Origin of the sequence: Acinetobacter psychrotolerans (assembly GCF_048552595.1) — a bacterium.
Classification (GTDB): Bacteria; Pseudomonadota; Gammaproteobacteria; order Pseudomonadales; family Moraxellaceae; genus Acinetobacter.
Genome location: NZ_JBIMDK010000008.1, coordinates 67978 through 94258 on the forward strand (window position 1 = coordinate 67978; position 26281 = coordinate 94258).

Consider the following 26281-nt stretch of genomic DNA (forward strand, 5'->3'; position numbering starts at 1 on the left):
TCCGTCAAAAAACTTAAAAAACGGATTAATATTTTTAAGTACGTAACATCAGTTATTAATATTTTATGTTTTTAAATACTTCCTGATCAGAATATCAAAACCCCACCATTGTTAAATGGCGGAGTTAACCAAGAATAGATTTCAGAATAGTCATTGTTCATCTCTATTCTTTAAATCATCAAATGTTATTTCAATATTTCAGGTAAAGCAGGTAATTTATTATTCTTCGCCAATTCAACCTTCATTTTTTGCAACATCTGATACGGTTGCTGCTCCACCAACATATTGGTCACACTCGATGGAATTGAACCTTCTGGGTTGGCATGTCCAGAAGTGATTACTTTGACTTGATTTGCAGCCAGCTTTTGGAATGTCCAATCTCCAGAATAATCCTTCAAACGAATATAATTCGAATTTAAAGCTTTACCCTGTTGGATTGCAAAATTTTTAATCGTAATCACACCTTGACTATCTTTCGACATTTTCCCTTTCACAACCATGTCGCGATCTTTTAAAGGGAATGGAAAATCTAATACCATATAAATGAGGAATTCGCCCTTTTTATCATCTCTGGATAATAATTCAGCTTTGGCAACATTCGGCACCCATTTTGAAGTGTTATTTACATCCAAAATCAAAGCAACTGCTTTTTCTATAGGTATGTCTAAAGTCGTCTCTGCCTTATAAGACAGAACTGGATTACTCGCATCCTTATATGTCCAAACCTTAATATTGTTTTTATCAAGGCTCAGTTTGGCATTGTTTGGTAAAGCAGCTTGTGCAGTTAGGCATAAAGCACTAACCACACAAGTTATTAACATGATTGTTTTTTTCATTTTTATATTCAATAAATTAACCAATTTTTATTATTTTATCGTATCACGTTCAAAGCTTAAATATCATTTAAGCCTAAAACATCTTTCATATCATATTTTTTGGCATCTTTGCCCACAACCCAAGCTGCAGCACGTACGGCACCTGAAGCAAAGTTCATGCGACTGGTGGCTTTGTGCGTTACTTCTACACGCTCACCTTCACCAATAAACATTACAGTATGCTCACCCACAATATCACCACCACGAATCGTTTCAAAACCAATAGTTTCACGTTCACGTGGACCTGTATGACCTTCACGACCATAGACTGCAACTTTTTTCAAATCACGACCAAGCGTATCTGCAATTGCTTCGCCCATCATCAATGCTGTACCAGAAGGCGCATCTACTTTATGACGATGATGTGCTTCAATAATTTCAATATCGACAGTATCTGCAAATACTTTCGCTGCAAGTTCTAATAGTTTAATCGATACGTTTACACCCACCGAATAATTCGCTGCATACACGACTGGTGTTTTAGTTGCAGAATCGTTCAATACATCTTTTTGTGCATCTGAAAAACCTGTCGTTCCAATGACCATGGCAACCCCAGCAGCACTACACAATTTTAAATTATTTTCAGTTGCATCAGGCGCAGTAAAATCAATGACTACATCCACATCATTTAGAATTGCTTCTAAACTTCCTACCACTTTAACGCCTACAGCGCCAATCCCTGCCAACTCACCTGCATCCGCACCAATCAACGAGCTTTCAGGGCGTTCAACTGCTGCCGCAATTTGATAACCCGCTTGTTGTACCGCTTGGATCAATGTACGACCCATACGGCCGCCTGCACCTAAAATACCAATACGAGGAGCTGTTGACATTTCATCTTCCTAAATCAAATTTTTAAATTGCAGCTACTATAACAAATCTCGGTTCTAAGACTAAGATCGATTGTTAAAATTACTGCTAACTTTTTAACCAATGTTGCTGATCTAAGAATGAATTTCCAGTCAATGACTGTATTTTTAGTGAGGTCTTATCATTTTTAATCGTTTATTTTCAAAAAATTAATCATTTATCACCCCCTTCGTCATCAAAGTGCAAAAAACACTCAGCAGACTACATGCCACGAATGAAAACAATAGCGATTATAAGGAGATCTATATGCATTCGAATAAAGTGGTTTTTGCGGTTGTATTGGGAATGATGATGTCGACTGCATGGGCTGAATCTGCACCTGCAACAACATCGGTAATGACTGAGGAGAAAGCGACAGTCCAAGCGAACACAGCTTCATCTTCAGAACCACAAGTTGAAGTCAAAGTAGAAGATATCGATGCACCTATTTTAGAGTAAATTTTACCCATGCTATGTTTTAAAGGGATATATCAATATCCCTTTATTTCTAAATACTTAGAAATAAATTAAACAATAAAAACAACGAAATTGATTCAATTCATTCTTGTCTATTATTGAAAATAATCATCTCAAAAATTGATCATTCTTTTGTAAATTCTATTAGAATATGCAGGTTCTAAATGCATTTAGAATGCCAATAACCAATCATAAAAAAGTAATATCAAGGAAGTAATCAGATGAATTTAATAAGAATCGTTGTAGGCCTTATCTTAGCAATCAACTTTACACAAGTTTGGGCTGAAGAAGCACAAACACCAACAAATACAGATACTACAGTTCAACAAGAGAATGGCACTGACATTGACGCTGCACCCGTTGACTTAGACCTTGGCGATTTTGACCAAGCTGAAACCCAATAATTTATAAAAATTTAAAGCAATAAAAAATGGAGACATGCTGAGCATGACTCCATTTTTACAAACTATTTATTCTTTGGTTTAATCAAACAAACGATCGAAGAACGATTTTTTCTTCGGTGAAGATTTACTGTCCTCTCCATCCATCGTAACTTGAAGTTCTTTTAACAATTCACGTTGACGAGCCGTTAAATTTACTGGTGTTTCAATCACAATACGGCAGAGTAAATCGCCTTGCATACTACTACGTACAGGTTTGACACCTTTACCACGTAAACGGAACATTTTACCTGTTTGCGTACCCTCAGGAACTTTCAAGCTCACTCGTCCATCCAGTGTTGGAATTTCAAGATCTTTACCTAAAGCTGCATCTGCAATACTAACAGGAACGTCCATATACAAGTCTGCGCCATCACGTTGGAAAATTTCGTGTTCACGAACAACGACTTCAACGTATAAATCACCAGACTGACCATCACGAATTGCTTCGCCTTTACCTGTTAAGCGTACACGATCGCCATTGTCCACGCCTGCAGGAATGGTCACTTCTAAGGTTTGTTGACGATCTTTTACACCAGAACCATGACAAGTATTACATGGGTTCTTAATCATTTTGCCTTGTCCACGACAAGTGCTACAAGTCTGCTGAACAGAGAAGAAACCCTGTTGCATACGCACTTGACCTGCACCGTGACAGGTCTTACACGTTTCTACATCATTTGGATTTTTTGAACCTTTACCATCACAGACATCACATGGTGCAGGTGCAGTAAATGTAACAGTTTTCTTAACGCCTTTAACCGCTTCTTCAAGCGTCAGTTCCATCACATAACGTAAGTCGGAACCACGGCGTGCACGTTGTTGACCACGACCACCGCCGCCAAAAGCACCACCGAAAATATCACCGAATTGACTGAAAATATCTTCTGCACTAAAGCCACCGAAGCCGCCTCCACCACCGCCCATACCACCTTCAAAGGCGTTATGACCCATGCGGTCGTACATACTACGCTTTTCACTATCCGATAAAATTTCGTATGCTTCTGCGCATTCTTTAAATTTTTCTTCAGCTTCTGAATTGTCAGGATTGCGGTCAGGATGATATTTCATCGCCATCTTACGGTAGGCTTTTTTAATTTCATCATCACTAGCGGTTTTAACAATAGCTAAAACCTCATAATAATCACGTTTAGCCATGGTTGGCGATGCTCCACAAAATTTGATAATATTTCTATGGAGAGTAAATTGGGGGCAATAATAACTTTTACAAGTTTGAAATTAAAAAAAAATTAAAATACAGCTTTTTTCTGCAAATATTTGGTAAAGCCTTTTAGCCAAACATTGAGTAAAAATAACCAAGCAATGGCACTAAAAACCACGCCAATCACGGTACACGCTTTAACCCAAATAAAACTGTCCCAGTAAAAGAAAATAAGCGGGATGAACCAAAGCAAAGCAAAAATTGCGAGTATTAAAAAAATGACAGCATTACGCATGAGCCATAATGCTTGTGCGTGCATCCATACTTCCACATTATCAACCTTGGTCACTTTACGTGCTAGCCAATAAGCAACTACTGCAGTAATGACTGTAAATAATGCAAGAAACATGAACAGGTAGGAGCCGGTAATGTAACGACGGTGTTTTTCTAAATTGTCTCGCCCCATGGGTGTTTCTAACCTCACATTCATTGCATGTCCATTTATTTCTAATGCAATGAAATTTCCTGTGTTATTTTCTATAAAGATCTGGTGCTACTATATTGAAATTTTCAATATTTCGCACCTAATATTCACAAAAAATTATACACTATTTGTAGTTTTTTTAACCTTAAACCACGTTGCATACAATGCAGGCAAGAAAAACAACGTTAAAAGTGTCGCAATAATCAATCCACCCATGATTGCTACAGCCATTGGACCAAAGAAAATACTTCGTGATAAAGGAATCATCGCAAGTACAGCTGCAAGTGCTGTCAGAATAATTGGGCGCGCTCTTCGTACTGTAGCATCCAAAATTGCATCCCACTGATTATGCCCCGCTCGAATATCCTGTTCGATTTGATCGATGAGAATCAGTGAATTACGCATAATCATTCCTGACAACGCAATTGTGCCGAGCATTGCAACAAATCCAAATGGTTTATTGAACAGTAGCAAAAATAGTACGACGCCAATTAAACCCAATGGTGCGGTCAAAAATACAATAAATGAACGTGAAATACTTTTTAACTGAATCATAAGTAAGGTAAAGACTACGACAAGAAACAATGGCATGCCTGCATTCACAGAAGATTGTCCTCTTGCAGACTCTTCAACTGTTCCACCCACTTCAACCAAATATCCGTTTGGTAATGTGCTACGTAATTGATCGAGTTTTTCAGCCATTTGATTCACGACTGTTGCAGGCTGCAATTTGCCACGAATATCGGCACGTACTGTAATGGTCGGTAAACGATTACGATGCCAAATTAATCCATCTTCAAACTTATACTCCAGTTTAGCAATCTGAGCCAATGGAACAGTCGTTCCTTTGGTTGTTGGCACAGCCAAACTCGACAATAAAGCCACATTCACTCGCTCAGCCTGATCCCCACGAATACGAATATCGATCAACTCACGTTTTTCGCGATATTGATTGATCACTGCCCCTGTGATTGAACTATTGAGAAAATTGGCTAAATCTTCCGACGTCACACCCATTTGGCGCGCACGATCTTGGTCAATATTTAGCGAAATAATTTTGCTTTGCTCGCCCCAATCTAGATGTACATTGGTGGTGTTTGGATTTTCACTGAGCAATTTGGCAACGTGCTGTGCTTGCTGACGAACAATGGCAACATCTTCACCAGAAACACGGAATTGCAGTGGATAACCAACAGGTGGACCATTTTCCAACAAGGACACACGTGTTCGCACTTGAGGCAATAATTGGCGGATTTGCGTATCTAAAGATTTACGAATTTCGTCACGATCATCTAATGACGATGCCAAAACGACAAACTGGGCAAAACTGGCTTGCGGCATTTGTTGGTCTAAAGGCAAATAAAAGCGTGGTGTACCTGTACCGACATACGCCACATAGTTATCGATACCTTTTTGTTGCGATAAAAATTTCTCAACTTTTTTGACCGCATTTTCAGTTGCAGTGAGTGAAGCACCTTCTTCCAATTTTAAATCCACCAGAATTTCTGCACGATTTGAAGGTGGAAAGAATTGTTGAGGAACAAATTTAAACATCACCACAGACAGTACGAAAATCCCGACCGTTGTTGCAATAACAGTCTTACGATACGTCACACAAATGTTGACCATTTTGCGGAAGCTTTGATAGAACTTAGTTTGATAAGGATCAAAGTGCTCACCTGCATGATGCACCACAGGTTGTGGTTCAGGTTGCTTGCGTAGTCTTGCCCATAAACGTGCATACCACGGCGCTTGTTGCGCAGTTTTAGTAAAATCAGGCAGTAATTTATCACCTAAATAAGGCACAAAAATAACCGCTGCGACCCACGAAACAATTAAGGCAATGGTCACGACTTGGAAAATAGAACGAGTGTATTCACCTGTACTCGACGCTGCTGTTGCAATCGGTAAAAAACCTGCGGCGGTAATCAGTGTTCCTGTCAGCATTGGAAATGCTGTGGTTTTCCATGCAAATCCTGCTGCCTTTATTCGGCTATAGCCTTGCTCCATTTTAATCGCCATCATTTCGACAGCGATAATGGCATCATCGACCAATAAACCTAAAGCAAGAATTAATGCACCGAGTGAAATCTTATGCAGACCGACATCGAAAAAACTCATTCCTGCAAAAGTCATTGCCAAAACCAATGGAATTGAAAATGCGACAACTAAACCTGTGCGGAAACCTAAAGAGAAAAAACTTACTAAAAGAACAATAATTACTGCTTCTGCAAGGACTTTGACAAATTCATGAATACTGCGTTGTACGGCAACAGGCTGATCTGAAACCTTTTTCAACTCCATACCCAATGGTAAGGTTTTTTGCATTTTTTGGAATTCTGTTTCTAAGTTTTTCCCTAAGGCAATGATGTCACCACCTTTGCGCATAGATACAGCAAGCCCAATACCATTTTCGCCCATAAAACGCATACGAGGCTGAGCAGGATCACTAAAACCACGATATACATCAGCGACATCGCCCAATTGGATGGTTTTATCACCGACCAATAACGGCATTTTTTTCAAGTCTTCTACATTTTTGAGTGCACCACTGACACGAACTTGAATGCGATCTGAACCTGTTTCAAAAAAACCTGAATTGGTAATAGCATTCTGTTTTGCAAGTGCTTCTTGAATTGCTGTAACAGGAACACCCAGTTGTACGGCTTTGGTATTGGAAAGTTCAATCCAAATTTTTTGATCTTGTAATCCAATAAGATTGACTTTACTGACATCTTTGACACGTTGTAGTTGTAGTTGTAAACGATCTGCATATTCTTTTAATGTGGCGTAGTCATAATCATCGCCTGTTAGAACATAAATATTACCGAACGTATCGCCGAACTCATCATTGAAAAATGGCCCTTGTACACCTGAGGGAAGCTGCTGTTTAATATCACCAACTTTCTTGCGTACTTGATACCATACATCTGGAATTTGACTCGATTTTAATGAGTCTCTCGCCATGAACATGACCATGGATTCACCAGGTCTCGAGTACGCCATAATTTTGTCGTATAGCCCAGTACTCATCAGCTCTTTTTCAATCTTATCGGTGACTTGTAAAGACACTTCTTCTGCTGTCGCACCCGGCCAATACGTCTGTACCACCATGACTTTAAAGGTAAAAGGAGGATCTTCGCTTTGAGCTAATTTCGCATAAGAATAAATCCCGACAATTCCCATTAAAATCATAAAATAAAGAACCAAGCCTTTATTTTTTAATGCCCATTCTGAAAGGTTAAAATTCATGATTAACCTCCAGCTTGAACAGCAACAGTAGACATTTTTACCGCACGATTGTCATGATCAATTGGATGAATTTTTTGCTTTTCTCTCAGTAAATGTACACCACCAACAACAACCCACTGCCCTGCTTGTAGCCCAGTGAGAATAGGGACACTATCACGCCCATATGCACCTAAAGTCACGGCAACTTTACGAATGGTTTGATCTGGATTGACCACCCAAACAAAGGCTTGATTGTTGGTCGATGACACACTAGAAAGCGGAACGCTCAATACATTTTGAATATTTTGGTTAAAGAAAACACGTGCGCTTTGACCCAATTGAATTACAGATTGCCCTTCTTTCAGTGCAACTTTGACACTAAAAGTACGTGACTGATCTGCGGCAGGAGAAATCTCTCGGACATAGGCAGCGAATTTATCTTGAGGCTTTGACCATAAGGTAATCCAAGCATTTTGCCCCACTTTAAGTTCTGAAATCGCCTGTTCGGAAACGCCTATAATTACGTCTCGATCGCCATCAATCGCCAATTGATACGCTGCTTGCCCTGCTGAAATGACCTGCCCGACTTCGATATTACGCTGCGTAATCACCCCATTTTTATTGGCAACAAGTTGGTTATAACCTGTTTGATTCGACGAAACATCATAATTGGACTGTGCTTGTTTTAATGCAGCTTGAGCAGAATCATATTGGTTTTTAACTGCGTCATATTGGGAGCGACTGACTGCATTTATCGGTAATAATTGCTGAAAACGCTTAAATTCATCTGCGGCAATTTTGGCTGCCGATTGTGCACTTTCCAATTGAGCCTGAGCAGCGTTCAGTTGTAATTGTGCATCCTTCACATCGAGTTTTGCCAACACTTGACCGATTTTGACACGATCTCCAACATCGACATAGCGTTCTATAATTTGCCCACTAACACGAAATGCCAAAGCCGTTTGCTGTCGAGCTTGTACATCACCTGCATAGCTTTTTTGATCTTCAAGTGAGGTTTTTGGTTGAACCACCATGACAAAGGGAGTTTGTTCTGCTTCGGGGGTAGGTTTGCTGCACCCCCACAACGTCACACTCGATACAATAAGTAAGCTGATGACAGCCGATTTCAAGATACTCATACGCAGGCTCTTATTCAAATGCATTTTTTCAGGCAAAATAGCAATGTGATATTAATATGGTTAATTTTTAATTAATATACTGCATGGTACAGTAATTGAAAATCAGGTACTGTGTAAATGACTTATTTATCTTTTTTTGGAAAAAATCGTGCAAACAACTGTTGGACGTCCAAAGGACTTAGAAAAGCGTAAACATATTGTAGCGGCAGCAAAAATGCTGTTTCTCAAACTGGGTTATCACGGTTCGAGTATGAATCAGATCGCCAAAGAAGCAGGAGTGACCAAGCTTACGGTCTATAACCATTTTAAAGACAAAGAAACTTTATTCAGTTGTGCGATTGAAGAAACCTGTGAAGCATCGATTAATGCCCGACCTTTCGGTTTAAATGAAAATAGTGATTTTTATGCACATTTTTACCAAGCCTGTGAATTGGCAATGAATGTAATTAATCTACCTGAAGCGATTAAACTTGAGCATTTATTGTTGGAACTTGCCGCTGAAAAAAATCCTTTAGCGATGCAATTTTATAATTCTTCACACCAAAGAATGTGTGTTGTGTGGCAAGAATTTTTGGGGCAAGCAACACAATTTAAATTTATTCAAGCAGATGATATTAGTAAACAAACTAACCTAATATTATCGTTATTACTGGGTGTCCGTCATCACGAAGTTTTATTGGGTATTCGCTTAACACCAACAGCATCAGAAAAGCAGCAAATCATTGAAGACAGTATAGATTTATTTATGTTGAGATATAAAGCACCGTGACATTATTAAAAAACTAAATATTGCCTTATTCTGCTTTCAGGCATACTCGATTGAAGACCGACACACATCGTGAATGCGGACTTCTTGCACAGTCACTTACATACTTTTGTAGGGAGTCTCTTGGATTGTGATTGAATCGCGTTATATTCGGGATAACAAGAACTGGAGAGTGGCAAAATGATTCAACAAATTGATGCTCCGCTGCGTGAGGATGTACGCTTACTCGGAAATCTTTTGGGTGAAACCTTAAAAGAACATGCAGGACAAGATTTGTTTAATCAAATTGAACAAATTCGTGCTTTAGCCAAAGGCGCACGAGATGGTCAAGTTGAAGCAGAAAAACAACTCGAACAACTGTTTTTAAATTTAAAAGATGATGAGATTTTGCCACTAACTCGTGCATTTTCACACTTTTTGAACTTCTCCAATATTGCCGAACAATATCATGTGGTACGTAGTCGTCGCCAAAGTGAGTTTGATGTCACTGCCGAATCACCAAATGTATTGGTTCCCTTATTTAAAAAATTCCAAGCTCAACAAATTTCAACAGAAGTACTTTATAAACAAATTTGTGAACTGAAAATTGAATTGGTACTTACGGCGCATCCAACAGAAGTCAGTCGCCGTACACTTATTCAAAAATATGATGGAATTAACGATTGTTTATCTCAATTTGATCAGCAAAAATTAACACCAAAACAGCGTGATGCCGTTCTTGACGATTTAAAACAGTTGGTCTCTTCTGCATGGCAAACTGATGAAATTCGCCAACACCGCCCAACACCTGTAGATGAAGCAAAATGGGGCTTCACCACCATTGAGCAAACGCTTTGGAATGCAGTGCCTAAATTCATTCGTGAATTAAATGAATTAGTTGAAGACAACTGTCAGAAAAATTTACCTCTTGATATTGCGCCGATCCGCTTTGCCTCTTGGATGGGCGGCGACCGTGATGGTAATCCGAACGTTACCCACAATATTACCCAAGAGGTTTTGTGGCTATCTCGTTGGAAAGCATCTGATTTATATGTGCGAGATATAGAAGAACTACGTTGGGAACTTTCTATAGAGGCATGTTCAAATGAATTGCTGCAAGCATTGGGTTATAGCCATCCTGAGCCTTATCGTGAATATTTACGCTCTACACGTGAACGCTTAAAAGCAACACGACAATGGCTTGCAGATAAATTACGTGGACAACATTCAGACGTAGATCGTAATTTAATCTTCCGTCATAAAGATGAATTATTACAGCCACTTCTACTCTGCTACCGTTCATTGATGGCATGTAACCTGCCTGAAATTGCCAATGGTAAGTTGCTTGATTTTATTTACCGTGTGAATTGTTTCGGCATTGAGTTGCTCAAACTGGATATTCGCCAAGAATCGAGCCGTCATCGCCAAGCGATTTCTGCCATTACTGAATATTTAGGGCTGGGAAATTTCGAAACGTGGACGGAACAAGCGCGTCAAAACTTTTTACTGCAAGAATTACAAAGCAAACGTCCTTTACTGCCTAAACATTTGGATGAACCTGCGGGCAGTTTGATTGACGATCCCGATGTACAAGAAGTTTTTGCAACCATGCGTACTTTGGCAGAACAGCCCAAAGAATGCTTAGGGGCATATATTATTTCGATGGCGGAATATCCGAGCGATGTCCTTGCCGTACTCTTATTACAAAAAGAAGCAGGCATTGAGCATTCACTGCGTGTTGTTCCATTATTTGAAACCTTAAAAGATTTAGATGGTGCAGCAAGTACCATGAATACCTTATTTAATATACATTGGTATAAACAGCATATTCAGGGTAAACATGAAGTGATGATTGGCTATTCAGACTCTGCCAAAGATGCGGGTTTCATGTCTGCCAATTGGGCACAATATCGTGCACAGGAAGAATTAACCGCGATTGCTAAAAATCATAGCGTACAACTCACACTCTTCCATGGTCGTGGTGGTTCAATCAGCCGTGGTGGTGCACCAACACAGCAAGCTTTATTTTCACAACCACCAGGGTCTATTTCAGGTGCTATTCGTGTGACTGAACAAGGTGAAATGATTCGTTTTAAGTTTGGTTTAGAAGAAATTGCATTACAAAACTTGGAAATTTACACTGCTGCAACATTAGAAGCGACCTTATTACCACCGCCTGAACCAAAACAAGAATGGCGTGATTTAATGCATAAAATGACCGATTTATCTGTACAGGTTTATCGTCAAACTGTGCGTGAAAATCCACATTTTGTGAGATATTTACGTACGGTCACACCTGAGCTTGAACTGCAAATGTTGCCTTTAGGTTCACGTCCTGCAAAACGTAAAATCAGTGGTGGCATTGAATCTTTACGTGCAATTCCATGGGTATTTGCATGGACACAAATTCGTTTAATGTTACCTGCATGGTTAGGTACTGGTGCGGCAATTAACCAAGTGATTGACCAAGGTCAAAAAGGTACTTTGGATGAAATGCTACTCGAATGGCCATATTTCCAAACTTTGATTGATATGCTTGAAATGGTACTTTCTAAAGCCGATTCCAATATTGCCTTGTACTACGAATCACATCTTACCCAAGATGAAGATTTAAAAGTGCTTGGTGCAGAATTACGTCAACGCTTACATGATGCAGTACAAACTTTATTGGCAATGAAAGGTGAGTCGAAACTTTTAAGCTCGAATGATGTGCTGGATCAAGCCATGAAAGTCCGGAAACCTTATTTATTACCACTACACCTTTTGCAAGCAGAGTTAATGAAACGCCGCCGCGCCTACTTGGCGGAGCAGCAAGCAGAACATACACCTGTCGATCATGCATTAATGGTGAGCATTGCAGGAATTGCCGCAGGTTTACGTAATACTGGTTAAGCATTCAATTTTTAAAGGGATACTTTTTGTATCCCTTTTTTATGCCCTGATTTTTGTTAAAAGTGAATGATTCAAGAATTTAAATTTTGTAGAACGACCTTTCCGGTATTCAAACTTATTCCTAAATTTAAAAGCAATTGCAAAATACCTATTTTTTACATTAAACATGAATGAACCTGTTAATGCCTTGATTTTATTTATTCATAAACAATCATATTTTTACCAATTGGTAAAAAATAAGTTTAATAATACAATCCCTTAGTTTGACTGAATAGATGAAATTTGATTAAAAGAAAGAGTATGATGTCCTCAATTTGTTTTTTGAGCGCTCAATTTATGTCCAACTGGTTTCCCAAATGGCGTCCATATCAGGGCAGTATAGATGCACGCCCTGTTGGTACGAATGAGTATCTCCCACCTGCACAAAGTGCGGTGCTCGGCATTCAACATGCTTTTGCCATGTTCGGTGCAACCGTATTAGCACCATTTTTAATGGGTTTTGACCCAAACCTTGCCATTCTCATGTCAGGGGTTTGTACCATTCTGTTCTTTTTTATAACAGGTGGTCGTGTTCCAAGTTATTTAGGTTCTAGCTTCGCATTTATTGGCGTTGTGATTGCTGCAACAGGCTATACCGCATCGGGTACTGGTGCACTGAATCCAAATCTGGCATTAGCAGCAGGCGGGATTATTGCCTGTGGTGTTTTATATACCGTTTTTGGTTTTATTGTCATGGCAACGGGAACCAAATGGATTGAAAAACTCATGCCACCAGTTGTGACTGGCGCAGTGGTGATGATTATTGGTTTAAACCTTGCACCAGTGACTGTAAAAGGTGTTGCAGGCAATAGCTTTAATATGTGGATGGCATTGGTCACTGTACTATGTATGGGTTCAATTGCTGTATTCACCAAAGGTTTATTGCAACGTCTACTCCTGCTTGTGGGTTTACTGTCTGCTTATTTCATTTATTACATTGTTTCAAATGTGATGGGACATGGTACTCCAATCAATTTCGTACCTATTCAACAAGCAGCTTGGTTTGGTGTTCCAACATTCTATTCACCTGAATTTAATACCAATGCAATGCTTATTATTGCCCCAATTGCTCTGATTTTGGTTGCAGAAAACTTAGGTCACATCAAAGCAGTAAGCGCAATGACTGGAGAAAATCTTGACCCGCAAATTGGTAAAGCTTTTGTTGCAGATGGTATTGCAACAACACTTTCAGGTAGCGTAGGTGCACCAGGAATGACCACCTATGGCGAAAACATTGGTGTGATGGCGGTAACGCGTGTTTATTCCACGATTGTTTTTGTGGTTGCAGGTGTGTTCGCTATTTTCTTAGGTCTTTCTCCTAAATTTGGTGCGGTCATTCATACCATTCCAACTGCAATTTTAACAGGTGCTTCAATCGTGGTATTTGGTTTAATCACTATTGCAGGTGCGAAAATCTGGATTGAAAATAAAGTCGATTTTTCTAAGAATAAAAACCTTATGGTGGCTGCTGTAACGATCATCTTAGGTACAGGTGACTTTGCACTTCAATTTGGTGATTTCAATTTAGGCGGAATTGGTACGGCTACTTTTGCAGCCTTAATTTTAAACTGGTTCTTTAGCTTAAAAGATAAGTCCTAATAGAATTTGTCAGAATAATAAATTAAAAATATTTTTAAGCAGCCGAAAGGCTGCTTTTTTTGATGAAAAAACGTAATGATGTTTTAAATTGCGAGTTGGCTTAAATCATCAATAAAACAACAAAACCATTCAAAATGAAGTGCCGATTATTGTGGTTAAAATCATGACCAATTACCCCTGCTCCCTTTCCAACAATGCTTTTAAACACGGAGAAAAGAATAAGTTTCCTTGATATATTCCATGTAAAGTTTTCGACATTACTATGACCCAAAGCATCATCAAAATCGTTGCAAAAGCCAAACCTGTATCGACAATAAAATTAATATGGAGTTGGTGACCTAAATTTAAAATTGCCAAAGTAAATACGCCCAAAGGGAAGGTCAAGCCCCACCAACCAAGGTTAAAGGGTAAATCAGTAGCTGCATGTTTAAGTGTGGTTAATACCGCAATCGCAAACCACCACAGCCCAAAACCAAGCAAGATAAAACTTGCCACTATTCCAGCATTTTGGAAAAAAATACCTAAGGCTTCTTGCTGGATAAATGCCAAAACGTGTGGTGCTTGAGCCCCAAGAACCAGTAACGCCAACGCACCTGTACCAATCGGGCCTAAAGCCAACCAACCCGTAATAGCTAATTCTTTACTGGGTAATTGATGCAATGCTAAACGCAACATCAAAATAGTCAAAATTCCAAATGCAGGAAGTACAGACATTCCCCACAACATATAACTGCTCAATAAAATCCCAACCGCTTGTTGCCCTGCTGCTAAATGTGCCAATAACAAACCGCCTGACGTTGCAGCAACCTCACAAGCCACAATCGGCAATAACCACATCGCCGTCATGGTATGTAGTTGGTGGTCTTGTTTACTGAACATGAAAAATGGAACAATCACAGCAATAACCACTGCCAAAATCACATCGATATACCACAATAACTGTGCAATTTGGATAGCAACATCACCATAAAGGATGATCCCAAATTTAAGAAAACCATTGATAATCGTTGCCAATCCCATTGGAATGGCACCTAAAAATAAAGCCATGCTTGGATGGGAAAAAATTTGCTTCGCTTCCTGAGGATAAATCAACCAACGCAATAGATACAGCATCATAAATGCACTAAACACCATGATATTGAATTGCCATAATCCTGTTGCAACTTGCCATAACAATGCTTGAGCAAACGGAAACTCAGGCAAAATCAACGCAACAACCCCCGTTCCCATAGTCATGGTGAACCAATTCGGCGTAAACTGACGAATCACATCACGTGTTTGTTCAAGTTGATAAAATGGCTTTTGCATCGCTTCATCCTTATTTCAGCAGATAAATTAATGATACGAGCTATTATTTATAAATAAAATTGATTTAATTTCATTAAGTGAATCAGTTTTATTGATATGTAAATTAAAAACTCGATATTTTTTTGAGTAAAAACACAACAACAAAGACGAATCTATGAGAATATGGCAATATATATCTTTCAAATTTTAAGCTTATTTTGAAATCATGCAGCTGTTACGTCTAAATGCTTTAGCACCGAATTTTCAATTGCCCAAAACCGCAGTGACGATTGGCAATTTTGATGGTGTCCATTTGGGACATCAGGCCATGGTTTCTCAACTCAAAAATATCGCTCAACAGCATCATCTCAAAACTTTGGTGATGATTTTTGAACCGCAACCTTTAGAATTTTTTAAAGGCTATGAAGCACCGCCACGTATTACTTCGCTCAGAGAAAAAGTCGAATATTTGACTGAGTTAGGTGTGGACTACATTGCTATTGCAAAATTTGATAATCAATTTCGTAGCTTAAGTGCAGAAAATTTTGCCGACCTGCTTAAAAATAAGCTCAATGCTCAAGATTTAATACTCGGTGATGACTTCCATTTTGGTAAAGACCGCCAAGGTAATAGTGAATTTTTAAAACAATATGGTTTTAATGTCACCAATTTACATACTGTTGAATTTAATGGCGACCGTGTCAGTTCCACTCGTATTCGCCAAGTATTGCAAGCAGGTAATTTATCACTTGCAGCCAAACTTTTAGGTCGCCCGTATAGCATGATCGGACGTGTTCAATATGGTGACCAAATTGGTCGTACTTTGAATTTCCCAACGATTAATGTACGTGTTGGTCGCCATCGTCCCTGTTTAAGCGGTATTTATGCTGTAGATGTGATTTGTGAAAGTACTTCATTGACTGAAAAAGTCAAAACTGAAAATCCCAATAAAACAGGTGTTCTCGGTTATCAAGAACATGCTTTATTCGGCGCAGGTCATGTGGGTACACGACCAGCCATTAAACAAGAACATCCAGAATGGCGATTAGAAGTACATTTTCCTGATGTTTCTGCTAATCTGTATGGCTTATTAATGCGGGTAACTTTTCTTGATTTTTTGCATGGTGAATTAAATTACCCTTCGCTTGAAGCACTTCAAGCAGGAATTGATGATGATGTTGTGAAACTGCTCGAGTTTCGTAAAAACACGCAAAAATTTCCGTTTTAAACCAAATTCTTTTTCTTGTAAAACGCGTCAGCAATGGTGCTGATAATATTGGATGACAACTTGCATGAGCGATAAGCAAACTACTGAAAATGCTGTGGATTATAAAGCCACACTAAACCTTCCGGGTACCGATTTTGCGATGAAAGCAAATCTCGCAGTACGTGAAGCGAAATGGTTAGAAGAGTGGTATGCAGACAATATTTATCAGCAGATTCGTACATCGCGTATTGGTAAGAAAAAATATGTCCTTCATGATGGTCCTCCGTATGCAAATGGTCAAATCCATTTAGGTCATGCAGTCAATAAAGTATTGAAAGACATCATTATCAAAAGCCGTGTTATGGATGGTTTTGATGCACCATACGTTCCAGGTTGGGACTGTCATGGTCTGCCGATTGAACTGAAAGTTGAAGAAAAAATCGGTAAAGTTGGCGTGAAAGTAGATGCGTCTACCTTCCGTAAAGCCTGCCGTGAATATGCCAATACGCAAATCGAATTACAGAAAAAAGATTTCGTGCGTATGGGTGTGTTTGGCGATTGGGATAATCCTTACTTAACCATGAACTTCAAACAAGAAGCCGATATTGTCCGTGCTTTAGGTGAAATAGCCAAAGCAGGTCATATCGAACCTGGTTTAAAACCAGTGAACTGGTGTTTAGATTGTGGTTCTTCACTTGCTGAAGCAGAAGTCGATTATCAAGATAAAAAATCTGATGCAATTGATGTCGGTTTTGCCGTTGTTGATCTTGCTGACTTGTCTGAAAAAGTGGGGGTCACTGTCACTCACCCGACAGATATCGTGATCTGGACAACGACACCTTGGACACTTCCAGCCAACCAAGCTGTTGCTTTACATGCTGACATTGAATATCAATTAGTTGAAATTCAATCTGAACGTGGTACACAAAACTTAATCTTAGCCAGAGATTTAGTTGAGTCTGCATGTGAGCGTTACAAACTTGAAAATCCAAAAGTATTGGCAGATTTTGTCGGTACGAAACTTGAAAATTTAAAACTACAACATCCATTAATCACGGATCGCCAAGTTCCAGTAATTTTAGGCGAACATGTTATCGCAACCAGTGGTACTGGTGCAGTTCATACTGCGCCTGGACATGGTGTGGACGATTATAAAGTTGGCTTACTTTATAACTTAAAAGTGGATAATCCTGTTGGCGGTAATGGTGTCTATTTACCAACTGCGCCAATTTTTGCAGGCGAGCACATTTATAAAGCCAATCCACAGATTATTGAAACATTAGGCTCTTCAGGCAAGCTTTGGGCGCATGTGCCAATTATGCACAGCTATCCACATTGCTGGCGTCATAAAACTCCGATTATTTTCCGTGCAACACCGCAATGGTTTATCAGCATGGACAATAAAGGCTTGCGTCAAGATGCCTTAAATGCCATTGAAAATGACATTGCTTTTGTTCCAGATTGGGGTAAAAACCGTATCCAATCGATGATCGAAGGTCGTCCAGACTGGTGTATTTCTCGCCAACGTACTTGGGGTGTGCCAATCCCATTCTTCGTGCATAAAGACACCAACGAATTGCATCCACGTACACCTGAATTAGTTCAAGAAGTCGCAAAACTGATTGAGCAAGAAGGTATAGATGGTTGGTATAACCGTGATGCGAGCGAATTTATCGGTGCAGATGCGGAACAGTACAATGCTGTTCGTGACACTTTAGACGTTTGGTTTGACTCTGGTACAACGCATTATGCAGTGCTTCGTGAACGTGAAGAACTGACCGATCCTGCAGATTTATATCTTGAAGGGTCAGACCAACATCGTGGTTGGTTCCAGTCTTCATTATTAACATCTGTTGCGATTAACAAACGTGCGCCATACAAAGGCTTGCTCACCCACGGTTTTGTGGTGGATGAGAAAGGTCGTAAGATGTCTAAATCGATTGGGAATATCATCACCCCACAAGACATCATTAAAGACATGGGTGCAGATGGTTTACGCTTCTGGATCGCTTCTGCGGATTACCGTTATGAAATGACGGCAGGTAAAGAAATTTTCAGTCGTGCATCGGATGGCTACCGTCGTATTCGTAACACTTTACGTTTTTTATTGGCAAACTTGAATGGTTTCAAACCGTCGACTGATGCATTGCCAGTAGACCAATTGATCGCACTTGATCAATACATCTTGCAACGTGCTGCTGATGTGCAGAAAACGATTCAGCAAGCGTATGAAGATATGAACTTCCATATCGTGACCAATGCTTTAACCAATTTCTGTATCAATGACTTGGGTGGTTTCTATTTAGATATCATCAAAGACCGTCAGTACACCACTAAAGCGGATTCACAAGCACGCCTTTCTGCACAAACGGCGTTGTATCACTTGGTACAAGCTTTTGTCCGTTGGATGTCACCAATCTTGAGCTTTACCGCACAAGAAGCTTGGGCTTTGATTCCAGAACAGTCTGAAAAATATGTATTTACCACAGAATGGTATGACATTCCTGTTGCATCAACTGCGAACTTAATTTCAGAAGCGGATTGGCAGACGTTAATCACTGTGAAATCTGCAGTGAATAAGCAAATTGAAGTAGCACGTAATGCAAAATTGATCGGCTCAAATCTTTCTGCAAAAGTAGAACTTTGGGCACACCCTGAACTTAAAACGACACTTGATTTATTAGACAATGAACTACGTTTTGTATTAATTACATCGACCGTGTTTGTGAAAGATTTTGATGCTGCACAAGGTGAAGCTACAGATCTTGACGGTTTACGTGTTCAAGTCTCTGCTGCTGAAGGCGAAAAATGTGTGCGTTGCTGGCATGTTCTTCCAGATGTAAATACACATCTTGAACATTTAGGTTTATGTGCACGTTGTATTATCAACCTTCCTACAGGTCAAGGCGAAGAGAGAAAATATGCCTAATCCACAGAATAAAAAGGGTTTATTCCAATTTTATCCACACAATTTACTTTGGCTTGGACTTTCTGTCCTCGCCATTGTGATTGACCAATGGACAAAAACGATTGCAAGTGCACATCTGACTTATGCAGATCCTGTACCTGTATTACCCTTTTTGAATTGGACATTGCTACACAATTATGGCGCAGCCTTTAGCTTTTTGTCTGATGCAGGTGGATGGCAACATTATTTATTCACAGGGCTTGCAGGCGTTGTATCGATCATTTTTGTGATTTGGTTAATGCGTATGCCTAAAAGCACTATAGTTTTACCTATGGCGATTGCCTTAATTTTAGGTGGTGCAATTGGTAATTTAATTGACCGTGTAACACTAGGTTATGTCGTCGATTTTATTCATGTATTTTACCAAAATCATCACTTCCCTGCATTCAACATTGCAGATAGTGCGATCACTTTGGGTACCATTTTATTGTTAATTGATACCTTCTTTTTAGAAAAGAAACGTATTCAAAATGCGGAAGCGCAAAATGACTGAACAAATTATTAATCCAAACGATGAAACGCGTATTGCGAATGGATCAAAAGTAGAGCTTCACTTTTCTGTTGCCATTGAAAGTGGTGTGGAAATTGACAATACCCGTAGCCGTGAAGAGCCTGTGAGCTTAGTCATGGGTGATGGAAGTTTACTTCCGGGCTTTGAAAAATCATTGTTTGGTTTACGTGCAGGTGACCGCCGTACTGTAAGTCTTCCTCCAGAAGATGCTTTCGGCCCTTGGAACCCTGAAAATGTGCAACAAGTTGATACTGTGAAATTTGAGCAGCGTCCAATTGAAGGTCACATGATCGAGTTTGAAGACAAAGCCAAACAAAGCTTATTCGGTGTGGTTAAAACAGTGGGTGAAGACCTCACCGAGGTCGATTTTAACCATCCACTTGCAGGTAAAAACATTACTTTTGAAGTAGAAATTTTTAAAGTAACACCTGCGGGTCAGCAAGGTGTGAAATTGATGTAATTTCATCAATAAATGTAAAAAAAGCTCCTGAGGGAGCTTTTTTGTTATATCGACTGTATGAATCATAATTCGGCTATAATCAAACTAGATCATTACTCATCTTATAAACATGCGCCTAGACTTCTTCGATCTACAACTCTTCCTCGACATCGTGGACACTGGCAGCTTAACCAAAGGCGCTGAGCGCTCATCCATTTCACTACAAGCAGCCAGTGAACGGATAAAGAAACTCGAACAACAATACGCTGTGAGCCTGTTTACTCGTCATGCTTCTGGAGTCAAACTGACCATTGCAGGTCAAACATTTGCAGAACAAGCAGCATTGCTGATTCAACAGCAAAAACAACTTGAACAAGCCATGTCACCTTATGCGCAAGGTTTAACAGCACACATGACGTTATGGTGTAATTCCTCTGCGCAAAGCGAATACTTACCTGTACTTTTGCCACAATATTTACTGGAAAATCCACATCTACAAATTGATTTAAAAGAAGCGGAAAGTCAGGATATTATTCAATCACTTGAGAAAGGTACTGCCAAACTTGGCTTAATTTCGAGTTTTTTTAATTCACAAGATCTACAAACTTTAGAATTTTTTGATGATCCACTGGTGCTGATTTGTCCGACTGATCATGAATTGAAAATACATACAGAACTCAAATTAATAGATGCTTTAAGCTATCCTTTTGTTGGGCTCATGCAATATCACTCATTACAACAATCCATCGAAGCGCAAGCAAAATTGCTCAATTGCGCTATTCAATATCGTTTAAGGCTTCCTAATTTTGCTGCAATCGCCCAAGTCATCGCCAACGGTGTTGGTATAGCCATCATGCCGAAACGTGCGGCTCAGCGTTTAAACGCACTATACGATTTTCATCAAATTGAATTGGTTGGAGAATGGGCAAAACGTCAGTTACTTTTAGCTGCACAAGATTTTGACCAACTGCCTACAGCGTACCAACACTTTGCTCAATTCTTAATTTCACAGAAATCGAAATTGATTTTGGATTAAATCTCTCAATTAATTTTGAAACTTAAAGCACTCCAAATTGATGCAAGACCGAATACATTCCAAAAATAACCAAGCCACAGAAGAAAACTTTACGGAATTTTTGCTCAGGTATGCGATAACGGATCTTCGTCCCCATCCACATCCCAAGTAAAGCTGGAATTAACGCAATCAAAGACAATTTATAATCTATTGGTGTATCTTCAACAGGGTTTAAATGTAGAAATACAGCCAAACAAATCGTAGAAACAGTAAAAGCCAAACCCAAAGACTGAACTAAATCATCACGTTTTAACTGTAAAGATTGTAAATATGGTACGACTGGAATCACCACCACACCTGTGGCAACAGTCAGTGCGCCACCTAAATATCCCATAATAGGAGATAGCCATTTTTCATGTGGTGCAAGATTCGGCATACGCTTGGCAAATAAACCATACAGTCCATACAAAGCCAACATACCACCTAGCAATGCTTCACTATGAAAATGACCCGTGGCATGTCCCAAAGTTGGAAATATGCTCCAAATCGAACCAATAACAATACCGACCAATAATGGGTAGAAACGGCACACTAAACGCCATACATGACCTTCAGCAAAAAGTTGCCAAATATTGGTGACCATTGAAGGAATGATCAGTAAAGTAGCTGCCTGAAATGGGCTAATCACTAAAGTTAACAAACCCATTGCAACCGCAGGTAAACCTAAGCCAAGCGTACCTTTAATCATTCCTGCAATCGCAAATACAGCTACAACAAATCCAATCATCACACGACCTCATTATTTCTGTGGCAATGTTAAAGCATCAATCGTAGCGGTAAAATCATGAATTTTTGAATACAGGCTCAATAAAAAATTGAGGCTTATTGCTGCTTATTTTATATAAAAATCTCTGAAAAAATTTTACGATCATTTTACGTTACTAGACGAAATAAGCTTTCTATAATTTTTTTACCCCATTTGGATCTATTCACAATGAATATGTCGATTCCTGATTCTGCAAAAATATTCCCCACAGCATTGCTCCTAGAAAATCAGGACATGAATGATTTTTACAAAGAAACTCAACAATATTTAGAAAATTACCCAGACACGCATTTTATTGATATCTGCTTACATGATTTGAACGGTCATATTCGCGGTAAGCGCATTGAAGTCAACGTACTTCATCAACTACAAAAAGGATGCTACTTTCCACTTTCGATTTATGCGATGAACTTAGATGGTCAAGTTGTTGAAGAAAGCGGTTTAGGGAAATATATTGGTGAACCCGATCACTTGTGTATGCCGATACTGGGGAGTCTAAAACCCTGCGCAGATCAGCCAAATCAACATGCCCAACTGTTTTTAACCATGAAGTCTGACGATGGTTCTGATTGTGTACTTGAGCCTCGTAATATATTAAAAAAAATCTTATCTACACTGCATCAGATGTATTATTTTCCAGTCATGGCAGCTGAAATAGAATTTTATTTGTCTGAAAATATCGAAGATCGCACTCATGATCCGCTTCATACGCAATGTTTCGATGTCGATACACCGCATAATTTCCAGAAAGTCATCCAACAGATTGTATTTGAAGCAAAACGACAAAATATTGATTTAACGGGTGTTGTTGCTGAAAGTGCTTCTGGACAATTTGAATTGAATATTCAACACAGTGACAACATTTTAAAACTGTGTGATGACATCATGATCATTAAGCGAATGATCCGTCAAATTACAATGCAATATGGTTTAAAAGCCAGCTTTATGGCGAAACCGAGTATGGCAAAAGCAGGTAGCGGCATGCATTTTCATATGAGCATACTCAATCAATGGCAAGACAACATTTTTAAAATAGATCAATTTAAGAATCCAAATGTAATCATGCAGAAAATCATTGCAGGTTTACTCGATTTAATGCCTGCATCAATAGCAGTTTTAGCACCCAATATTAACTCATTCCGTAGATTCCAATTTGGGAACCATGTGCCACTAGAAGCCAATTGGGGTTTCAATAATCGTAATGTTGCCGTTCGAATCCCCTGCGCAGATTCAGAAAATCAACGGTTGGAATATCGTGTTGCAGGCGCAGATGTCAATCCTTATCTCTGTGTGGCGACCATTCTGACAGGTGTATTGCATGGCTTGCATACGCCATTAAATTTACCTAAATCAATCCAACAAGTAAAAGCCATCAATTCACAACATTTGTTACCAACACATCAGTCTGAAGCACTGCAATTATTTGAAAAGCATCCTGTATTTAAACAATATTTTGGTGCAGATTTTATGCAGTTATGGTGTGCCTGTAAAAAATTTGAACATCAATCTGTCCTCAATAAAATCACTGATGCTGAGTTAGAATGGGGGTTATAAATGTATGATTTAAAAATGAGAATGTTATGAATAAAGCAGTCCTGATGCCGAATCAAGGCTGCTTTATAAAAGCACAAATCATGCTTTACCATTGGTCTTCGGTAAAAATGCTGTTAACAATCCTAAAAGTGGAATAAATGAACACAACTTAAAGACCCATTCAAGACCATGAGTATCTGCAAGCACACCTAAAGCTGCTGCTGCAATACCACTGATTCCGAACATTAATCCAAACATCATCCCTGCAACCATGCCTACACGCCCAGGAACTGCTTCTTGCGCATAAACCACCATTGCCGCAAATGCAGAAGACAAAATCATTCCTGCCAGCATCGTAAATATTACTGTCCACAATAAATTGGCGTATGGCATCATCAATGCAAAAGGCACCATCCCAATAAAAGAAATCCAAATTACGGCTTTACGCCCAATACGGTCACCAATAGGGCCACCTGCAAATGTGCCTACCGCAACAGCCGCTAAAAAAGCAAATAAATACAATTGCGCATGCTGTAACGGCACATGAAATTTTTCAATTAAGTAAAAAGTATAATAATTACTTAAGCTTGCAATATAAGTGAACTTTGCCAAAATCAACAATGACATCACAATCAAAGCTCGAAGCAAAGTTTTACCATGCAATTTATGGGCTGTAGATGCTGCGCTGTTACTAACCCATTTATGGGCATGATGAATCGTCCAATGGCTCACTTTAAACAATACACAAACGGCAATAAAAGCAAAAAGCATAAACCACGCCGAAGCAATTTGACCATTGGGCACAATAATCGCAGCAGCTAACAGAGGGCCAATGGCAGAGCCTGTATTTCCACCCACCTGAAAAGCTGACTGAGCTGTACCAAAGCGCCCTCCTGAGGCAACACGTGCTACACGAGAAGCTTCGGGATGAAAGGTCGATGAACCGACCCCGATCAATGCCGCAGCCATTAACAAGACGGTAAAACTCGGGGCGATGGCTAATAATCCGATACCACACAACGTCACAATCATGCCAAGGGGCAACAAGTACGGTTTAGGGTGCTTATCGGTATACAGCCCAATCCACGGTTGTAACAGCGATGCAGTCATTTGATAAACCAGTGAAATTAGTCCGACTTGAGCAAAACTTAGTGCAAAATTATCTTTTAATAAGGGATAAATCGCAGGTAACGATGCTTGAATCAGATCATTCAATAAATGTGCAACTGCGACTGCGCAGATGATTGAAACCACCATGCCTTGATTTTTATTTTGATCATTGTCTGTATCTTGCTGTGTTTGCGCAGATGTTTGCATTGCTGAGCGCTCCCTAATTACATTTGAGTATGCTATGTTAATTTGTCATCTATACAGCTATGTTCCAATAATCATTGCCTAAGTGACAAGATAAAAAATCCTATGCTTCTTTTTTGAGTCAAGTTGATGGAAAAATACAGTGAAGAATCACAAAAACTGGTGATTGCTATGGGGTCTCAACATCCTTATCGCAGCATCATTGAACCTCATTATCATAACCGTGCTCAACTTTTATATGCCTCTGAAGGCGCAATTCGGGTCTATACATCTGATAATGTCTGGATCGTTCCACCACAATGTGCTTTGTGGATTCCTGCTTTTGTAGAGCATAGTGTGGTTTCTTTAAGCGACATTCGCCTAAGCACCGCTTTAGTGGAAGAAAAAGCCTCTCAACCGATTGGAAATCAATGTTTTTTAGTGCGAATGAGCAATCTTTTACGTGAATTAGTCCTACGTTTAAATCAACTTAATGAAATGAGTGAAAATCCGCCGTCACTTGATGAAGAATTAGAAAAATCATTACAACTTTTAATTTTCCAAGAAATCAAACTAGCTTCAACATTTCCCATCGTTATTCCATGGCCAAAAGATCCACGGCTCATTTCAATTTGTTCAGAATTACTTGAAAATCCACATAATATTAAAAATTTAAATACATGGTCAGATCAGATCGCAACCAGTAGCCGAACACTGATTCGCCTATTCCAGAAAGAGACTGGTTTAGCCTATCGGGCATGGATTCAACAAATGCACATTGCCTTAGCACTTGGAAAATTATCACGCGGTGAGTCAATTTCACGAATTGCAGAAACACTCGGTTATCAAAACTCTAGCGCATTTAGTGCCATGTTTAAAAAGCATTTGGGTGTTGCACCGCAGCATTTTAAAAATAATGCTTCGTGAATATTTTGATCGAGATATTTGCAGTCATTATAAAACTAATCTAAAAACGGTTTTTTCAAAAACGTATATTCACTTTAAATATTCAAAAGGCTAATGCGACTTAAACTCAGCTCAAATTATTCTAAAAATGCTATACATTTTATTTTTCAAAGTTGTATATGTTCAAAGTAATATGAATAGAATACACATTCTATTACATTTGAAAACGTGTTTTATATCTCATAATTAAAAATCATATCTATCAATCTCTCGGTTATCCACCCAAATGATATGATTTTTATTGTATTTTATTTATACATTATAACGATAAATAAACATGCTTTTTGCAAGATTGAAATATTGA

The 26281-nt window shown here is 39.1% G+C and carries 21 protein-coding genes; 12 read left to right on the plus strand and 9 right to left on the minus strand.

Annotated features, from left to right (window positions below; all coding sequences use genetic code 11):
* Positions 1–185: 185 nt before the first annotated feature.
* Both ACG94X_RS09255 and dapB read right to left on the minus strand, forming a co-directional pair.
* A complete protein-coding gene (locus ACG94X_RS09255; RefSeq protein WP_419383439.1) occupies positions 186–836 on the minus strand; it encodes an START domain-containing protein in 651 nt (216 codons plus the stop codon).
* 56 nt (positions 837–892) lie between these two features.
* Positions 893–1708 carry a 4-hydroxy-tetrahydrodipicolinate reductase gene (gene dapB / locus ACG94X_RS09260; RefSeq protein WP_419383440.1) on the minus strand — a complete coding sequence of 272 codons (816 nt, stop codon included), beginning with the start codon at positions 1706–1708 and terminating at the stop codon, positions 893–895.
* A gap of 283 nt (positions 1709–1991) precedes the next feature.
* Between dapB and ACG94X_RS09265 the strand changes: the two genes are divergently transcribed.
* Entirely contained in the window at positions 1992–2183 is a 192-nt protein-coding gene (locus tag ACG94X_RS09265; protein WP_419383441.1) for a hypothetical protein, read from the plus strand.
* Positions 2184–2422: 239 nt separating this feature from the next.
* The gene (locus ACG94X_RS09270) at positions 2423–2605 is read left to right on the plus strand and encodes a hypothetical protein (protein ID WP_419383442.1); all 183 of its coding nucleotides are present in this window, start codon (positions 2423–2425) and stop codon (positions 2603–2605) included.
* Between the two features lie 78 nt (positions 2606–2683).
* On the opposite strand, the gene dnaJ is transcribed toward ACG94X_RS09270, so the two are convergent.
* The 4 genes from dnaJ to ACG94X_RS09290 all read right to left on the minus strand — a co-directional run bounded on the left by dnaJ (position 2684) and on the right by ACG94X_RS09290 (position 8657).
* Positions 2684–3799, minus strand: a complete 1116-nt coding sequence (dnaJ, locus tag ACG94X_RS09275; protein ID WP_419383443.1) for a molecular chaperone DnaJ — start codon at positions 3797–3799, stop codon at positions 2684–2686.
* Between the two features lie 92 nt (positions 3800–3891).
* Positions 3892–4269 (minus strand): hypothetical protein, encoded by a 378-nt coding sequence (locus ACG94X_RS09280; RefSeq protein WP_419383501.1) that lies wholly within the window; start codon positions 4267–4269, stop codon positions 3892–3894.
* A gap of 135 nt (positions 4270–4404) precedes the next feature.
* Complete coding sequence (locus tag ACG94X_RS09285; RefSeq protein ID WP_419383444.1) at positions 4405–7539, minus strand: efflux RND transporter permease subunit; 3135 nt, start codon at positions 7537–7539, stop codon at positions 4405–4407.
* Between the two features lie 2 nt (positions 7540–7541).
* Positions 7542–8657, minus strand: coding sequence for an efflux RND transporter periplasmic adaptor subunit (locus tag ACG94X_RS09290; protein ID WP_419383445.1), 1116 nt, complete (start codon positions 8655–8657; stop codon positions 7542–7544).
* A gap of 148 nt (positions 8658–8805) precedes the next feature.
* Between ACG94X_RS09290 and ACG94X_RS09295 the strand changes: the two genes are divergently transcribed.
* From ACG94X_RS09295 to ACG94X_RS09305, 3 genes are all read left to right on the plus strand, one after another.
* Complete coding sequence (locus ACG94X_RS09295; protein WP_419383446.1) at positions 8806–9426, plus strand: TetR/AcrR family transcriptional regulator; 621 nt, start codon at positions 8806–8808, stop codon at positions 9424–9426.
* Between the two features lie 177 nt (positions 9427–9603).
* Positions 9604–12294, plus strand: a complete 2691-nt coding sequence (gene ppc / locus ACG94X_RS09300; RefSeq protein ID WP_419383447.1) for a phosphoenolpyruvate carboxylase — start codon at positions 9604–9606, stop codon at positions 12292–12294.
* A 336-nt stretch (positions 12295–12630) separates the two neighbouring features.
* The gene (locus ACG94X_RS09305) at positions 12631–13932 is read left to right on the plus strand and encodes a solute carrier family 23 protein (RefSeq protein ID WP_419383448.1); all 1302 of its coding nucleotides are present in this window, start codon (positions 12631–12633) and stop codon (positions 13930–13932) included.
* Between the two features lie 171 nt (positions 13933–14103).
* On the opposite strand, the gene ACG94X_RS09310 is transcribed toward ACG94X_RS09305, so the two are convergent.
* Complete coding sequence (locus tag ACG94X_RS09310; RefSeq protein WP_419383449.1) at positions 14104–15240, minus strand: TDT family transporter; 1137 nt, start codon at positions 15238–15240, stop codon at positions 14104–14106.
* Between the two features lie 205 nt (positions 15241–15445).
* Between ACG94X_RS09310 and ribF the strand changes: the two genes are divergently transcribed.
* From ribF to ACG94X_RS09335, 5 genes are all read left to right on the plus strand, one after another.
* A complete protein-coding gene (gene ribF, locus ACG94X_RS09315) occupies positions 15446–16447 on the plus strand; it encodes a riboflavin biosynthesis protein RibF (protein ID WP_419383450.1) in 1002 nt (333 codons plus the stop codon).
* 64 nt (positions 16448–16511) lie between these two features.
* Positions 16512–19355, plus strand: a complete 2844-nt coding sequence (gene ileS, locus ACG94X_RS09320; protein WP_419383451.1) for an isoleucine--tRNA ligase — start codon at positions 16512–16514, stop codon at positions 19353–19355.
* Positions 19348–19887: a signal peptidase II gene (gene lspA, locus ACG94X_RS09325; protein WP_419383452.1), complete on the plus strand. Its 540-nt coding sequence runs from the start codon at positions 19348–19350 to the stop codon at positions 19885–19887. The genes ileS and lspA overlap by 8 nt, the downstream gene beginning before the upstream one ends.
* Positions 19880–20365, plus strand: coding sequence for an FKBP-type peptidyl-prolyl cis-trans isomerase (locus tag ACG94X_RS09330; RefSeq protein ID WP_419383453.1), 486 nt, complete (start codon positions 19880–19882; stop codon positions 20363–20365). The genes lspA and ACG94X_RS09330 overlap by 8 nt, the downstream gene beginning before the upstream one ends.
* Positions 20366–20474: 109 nt before the next feature.
* Positions 20475–21380: a LysR family transcriptional regulator gene (locus tag ACG94X_RS09335; RefSeq protein ID WP_419383454.1), complete on the plus strand. Its 906-nt coding sequence runs from the start codon at positions 20475–20477 to the stop codon at positions 21378–21380.
* A gap of 22 nt (positions 21381–21402) precedes the next feature.
* Here ACG94X_RS09335 and ACG94X_RS09340 read toward each other — a convergent pair whose 3' ends face one another.
* On the minus strand, positions 21403–22146 hold the full coding sequence (locus ACG94X_RS09340; protein ID WP_419383455.1) for a sulfite exporter TauE/SafE family protein: 744 nt from the start codon (positions 22144–22146) through the stop codon (positions 21403–21405).
* Between the two features lie 207 nt (positions 22147–22353).
* Here ACG94X_RS09340 and ACG94X_RS09345 point away from each other — a divergent pair, with 207 nt between their 5' ends.
* Complete coding sequence (locus tag ACG94X_RS09345) at positions 22354–23739, plus strand: glutamine synthetase family protein (RefSeq protein WP_419383456.1); 1386 nt, start codon at positions 22354–22356, stop codon at positions 23737–23739.
* 78 nt (positions 23740–23817) lie between these two features.
* Here ACG94X_RS09345 and ACG94X_RS09350 read toward each other — a convergent pair whose 3' ends face one another.
* Positions 23818–25035: an MFS transporter gene (locus ACG94X_RS09350; protein ID WP_419383457.1), complete on the minus strand. Its 1218-nt coding sequence runs from the start codon at positions 25033–25035 to the stop codon at positions 23818–23820.
* 126 nt (positions 25036–25161) lie between these two features.
* On the opposite strand from ACG94X_RS09350, the gene ACG94X_RS09355 reads away from it, so the two are divergent.
* A complete protein-coding gene (locus ACG94X_RS09355) occupies positions 25162–25938 on the plus strand; it encodes an AraC family transcriptional regulator (protein ID WP_419383458.1) in 777 nt (258 codons plus the stop codon).
* Positions 25939–26281: the final 343 nt, after the last annotated feature.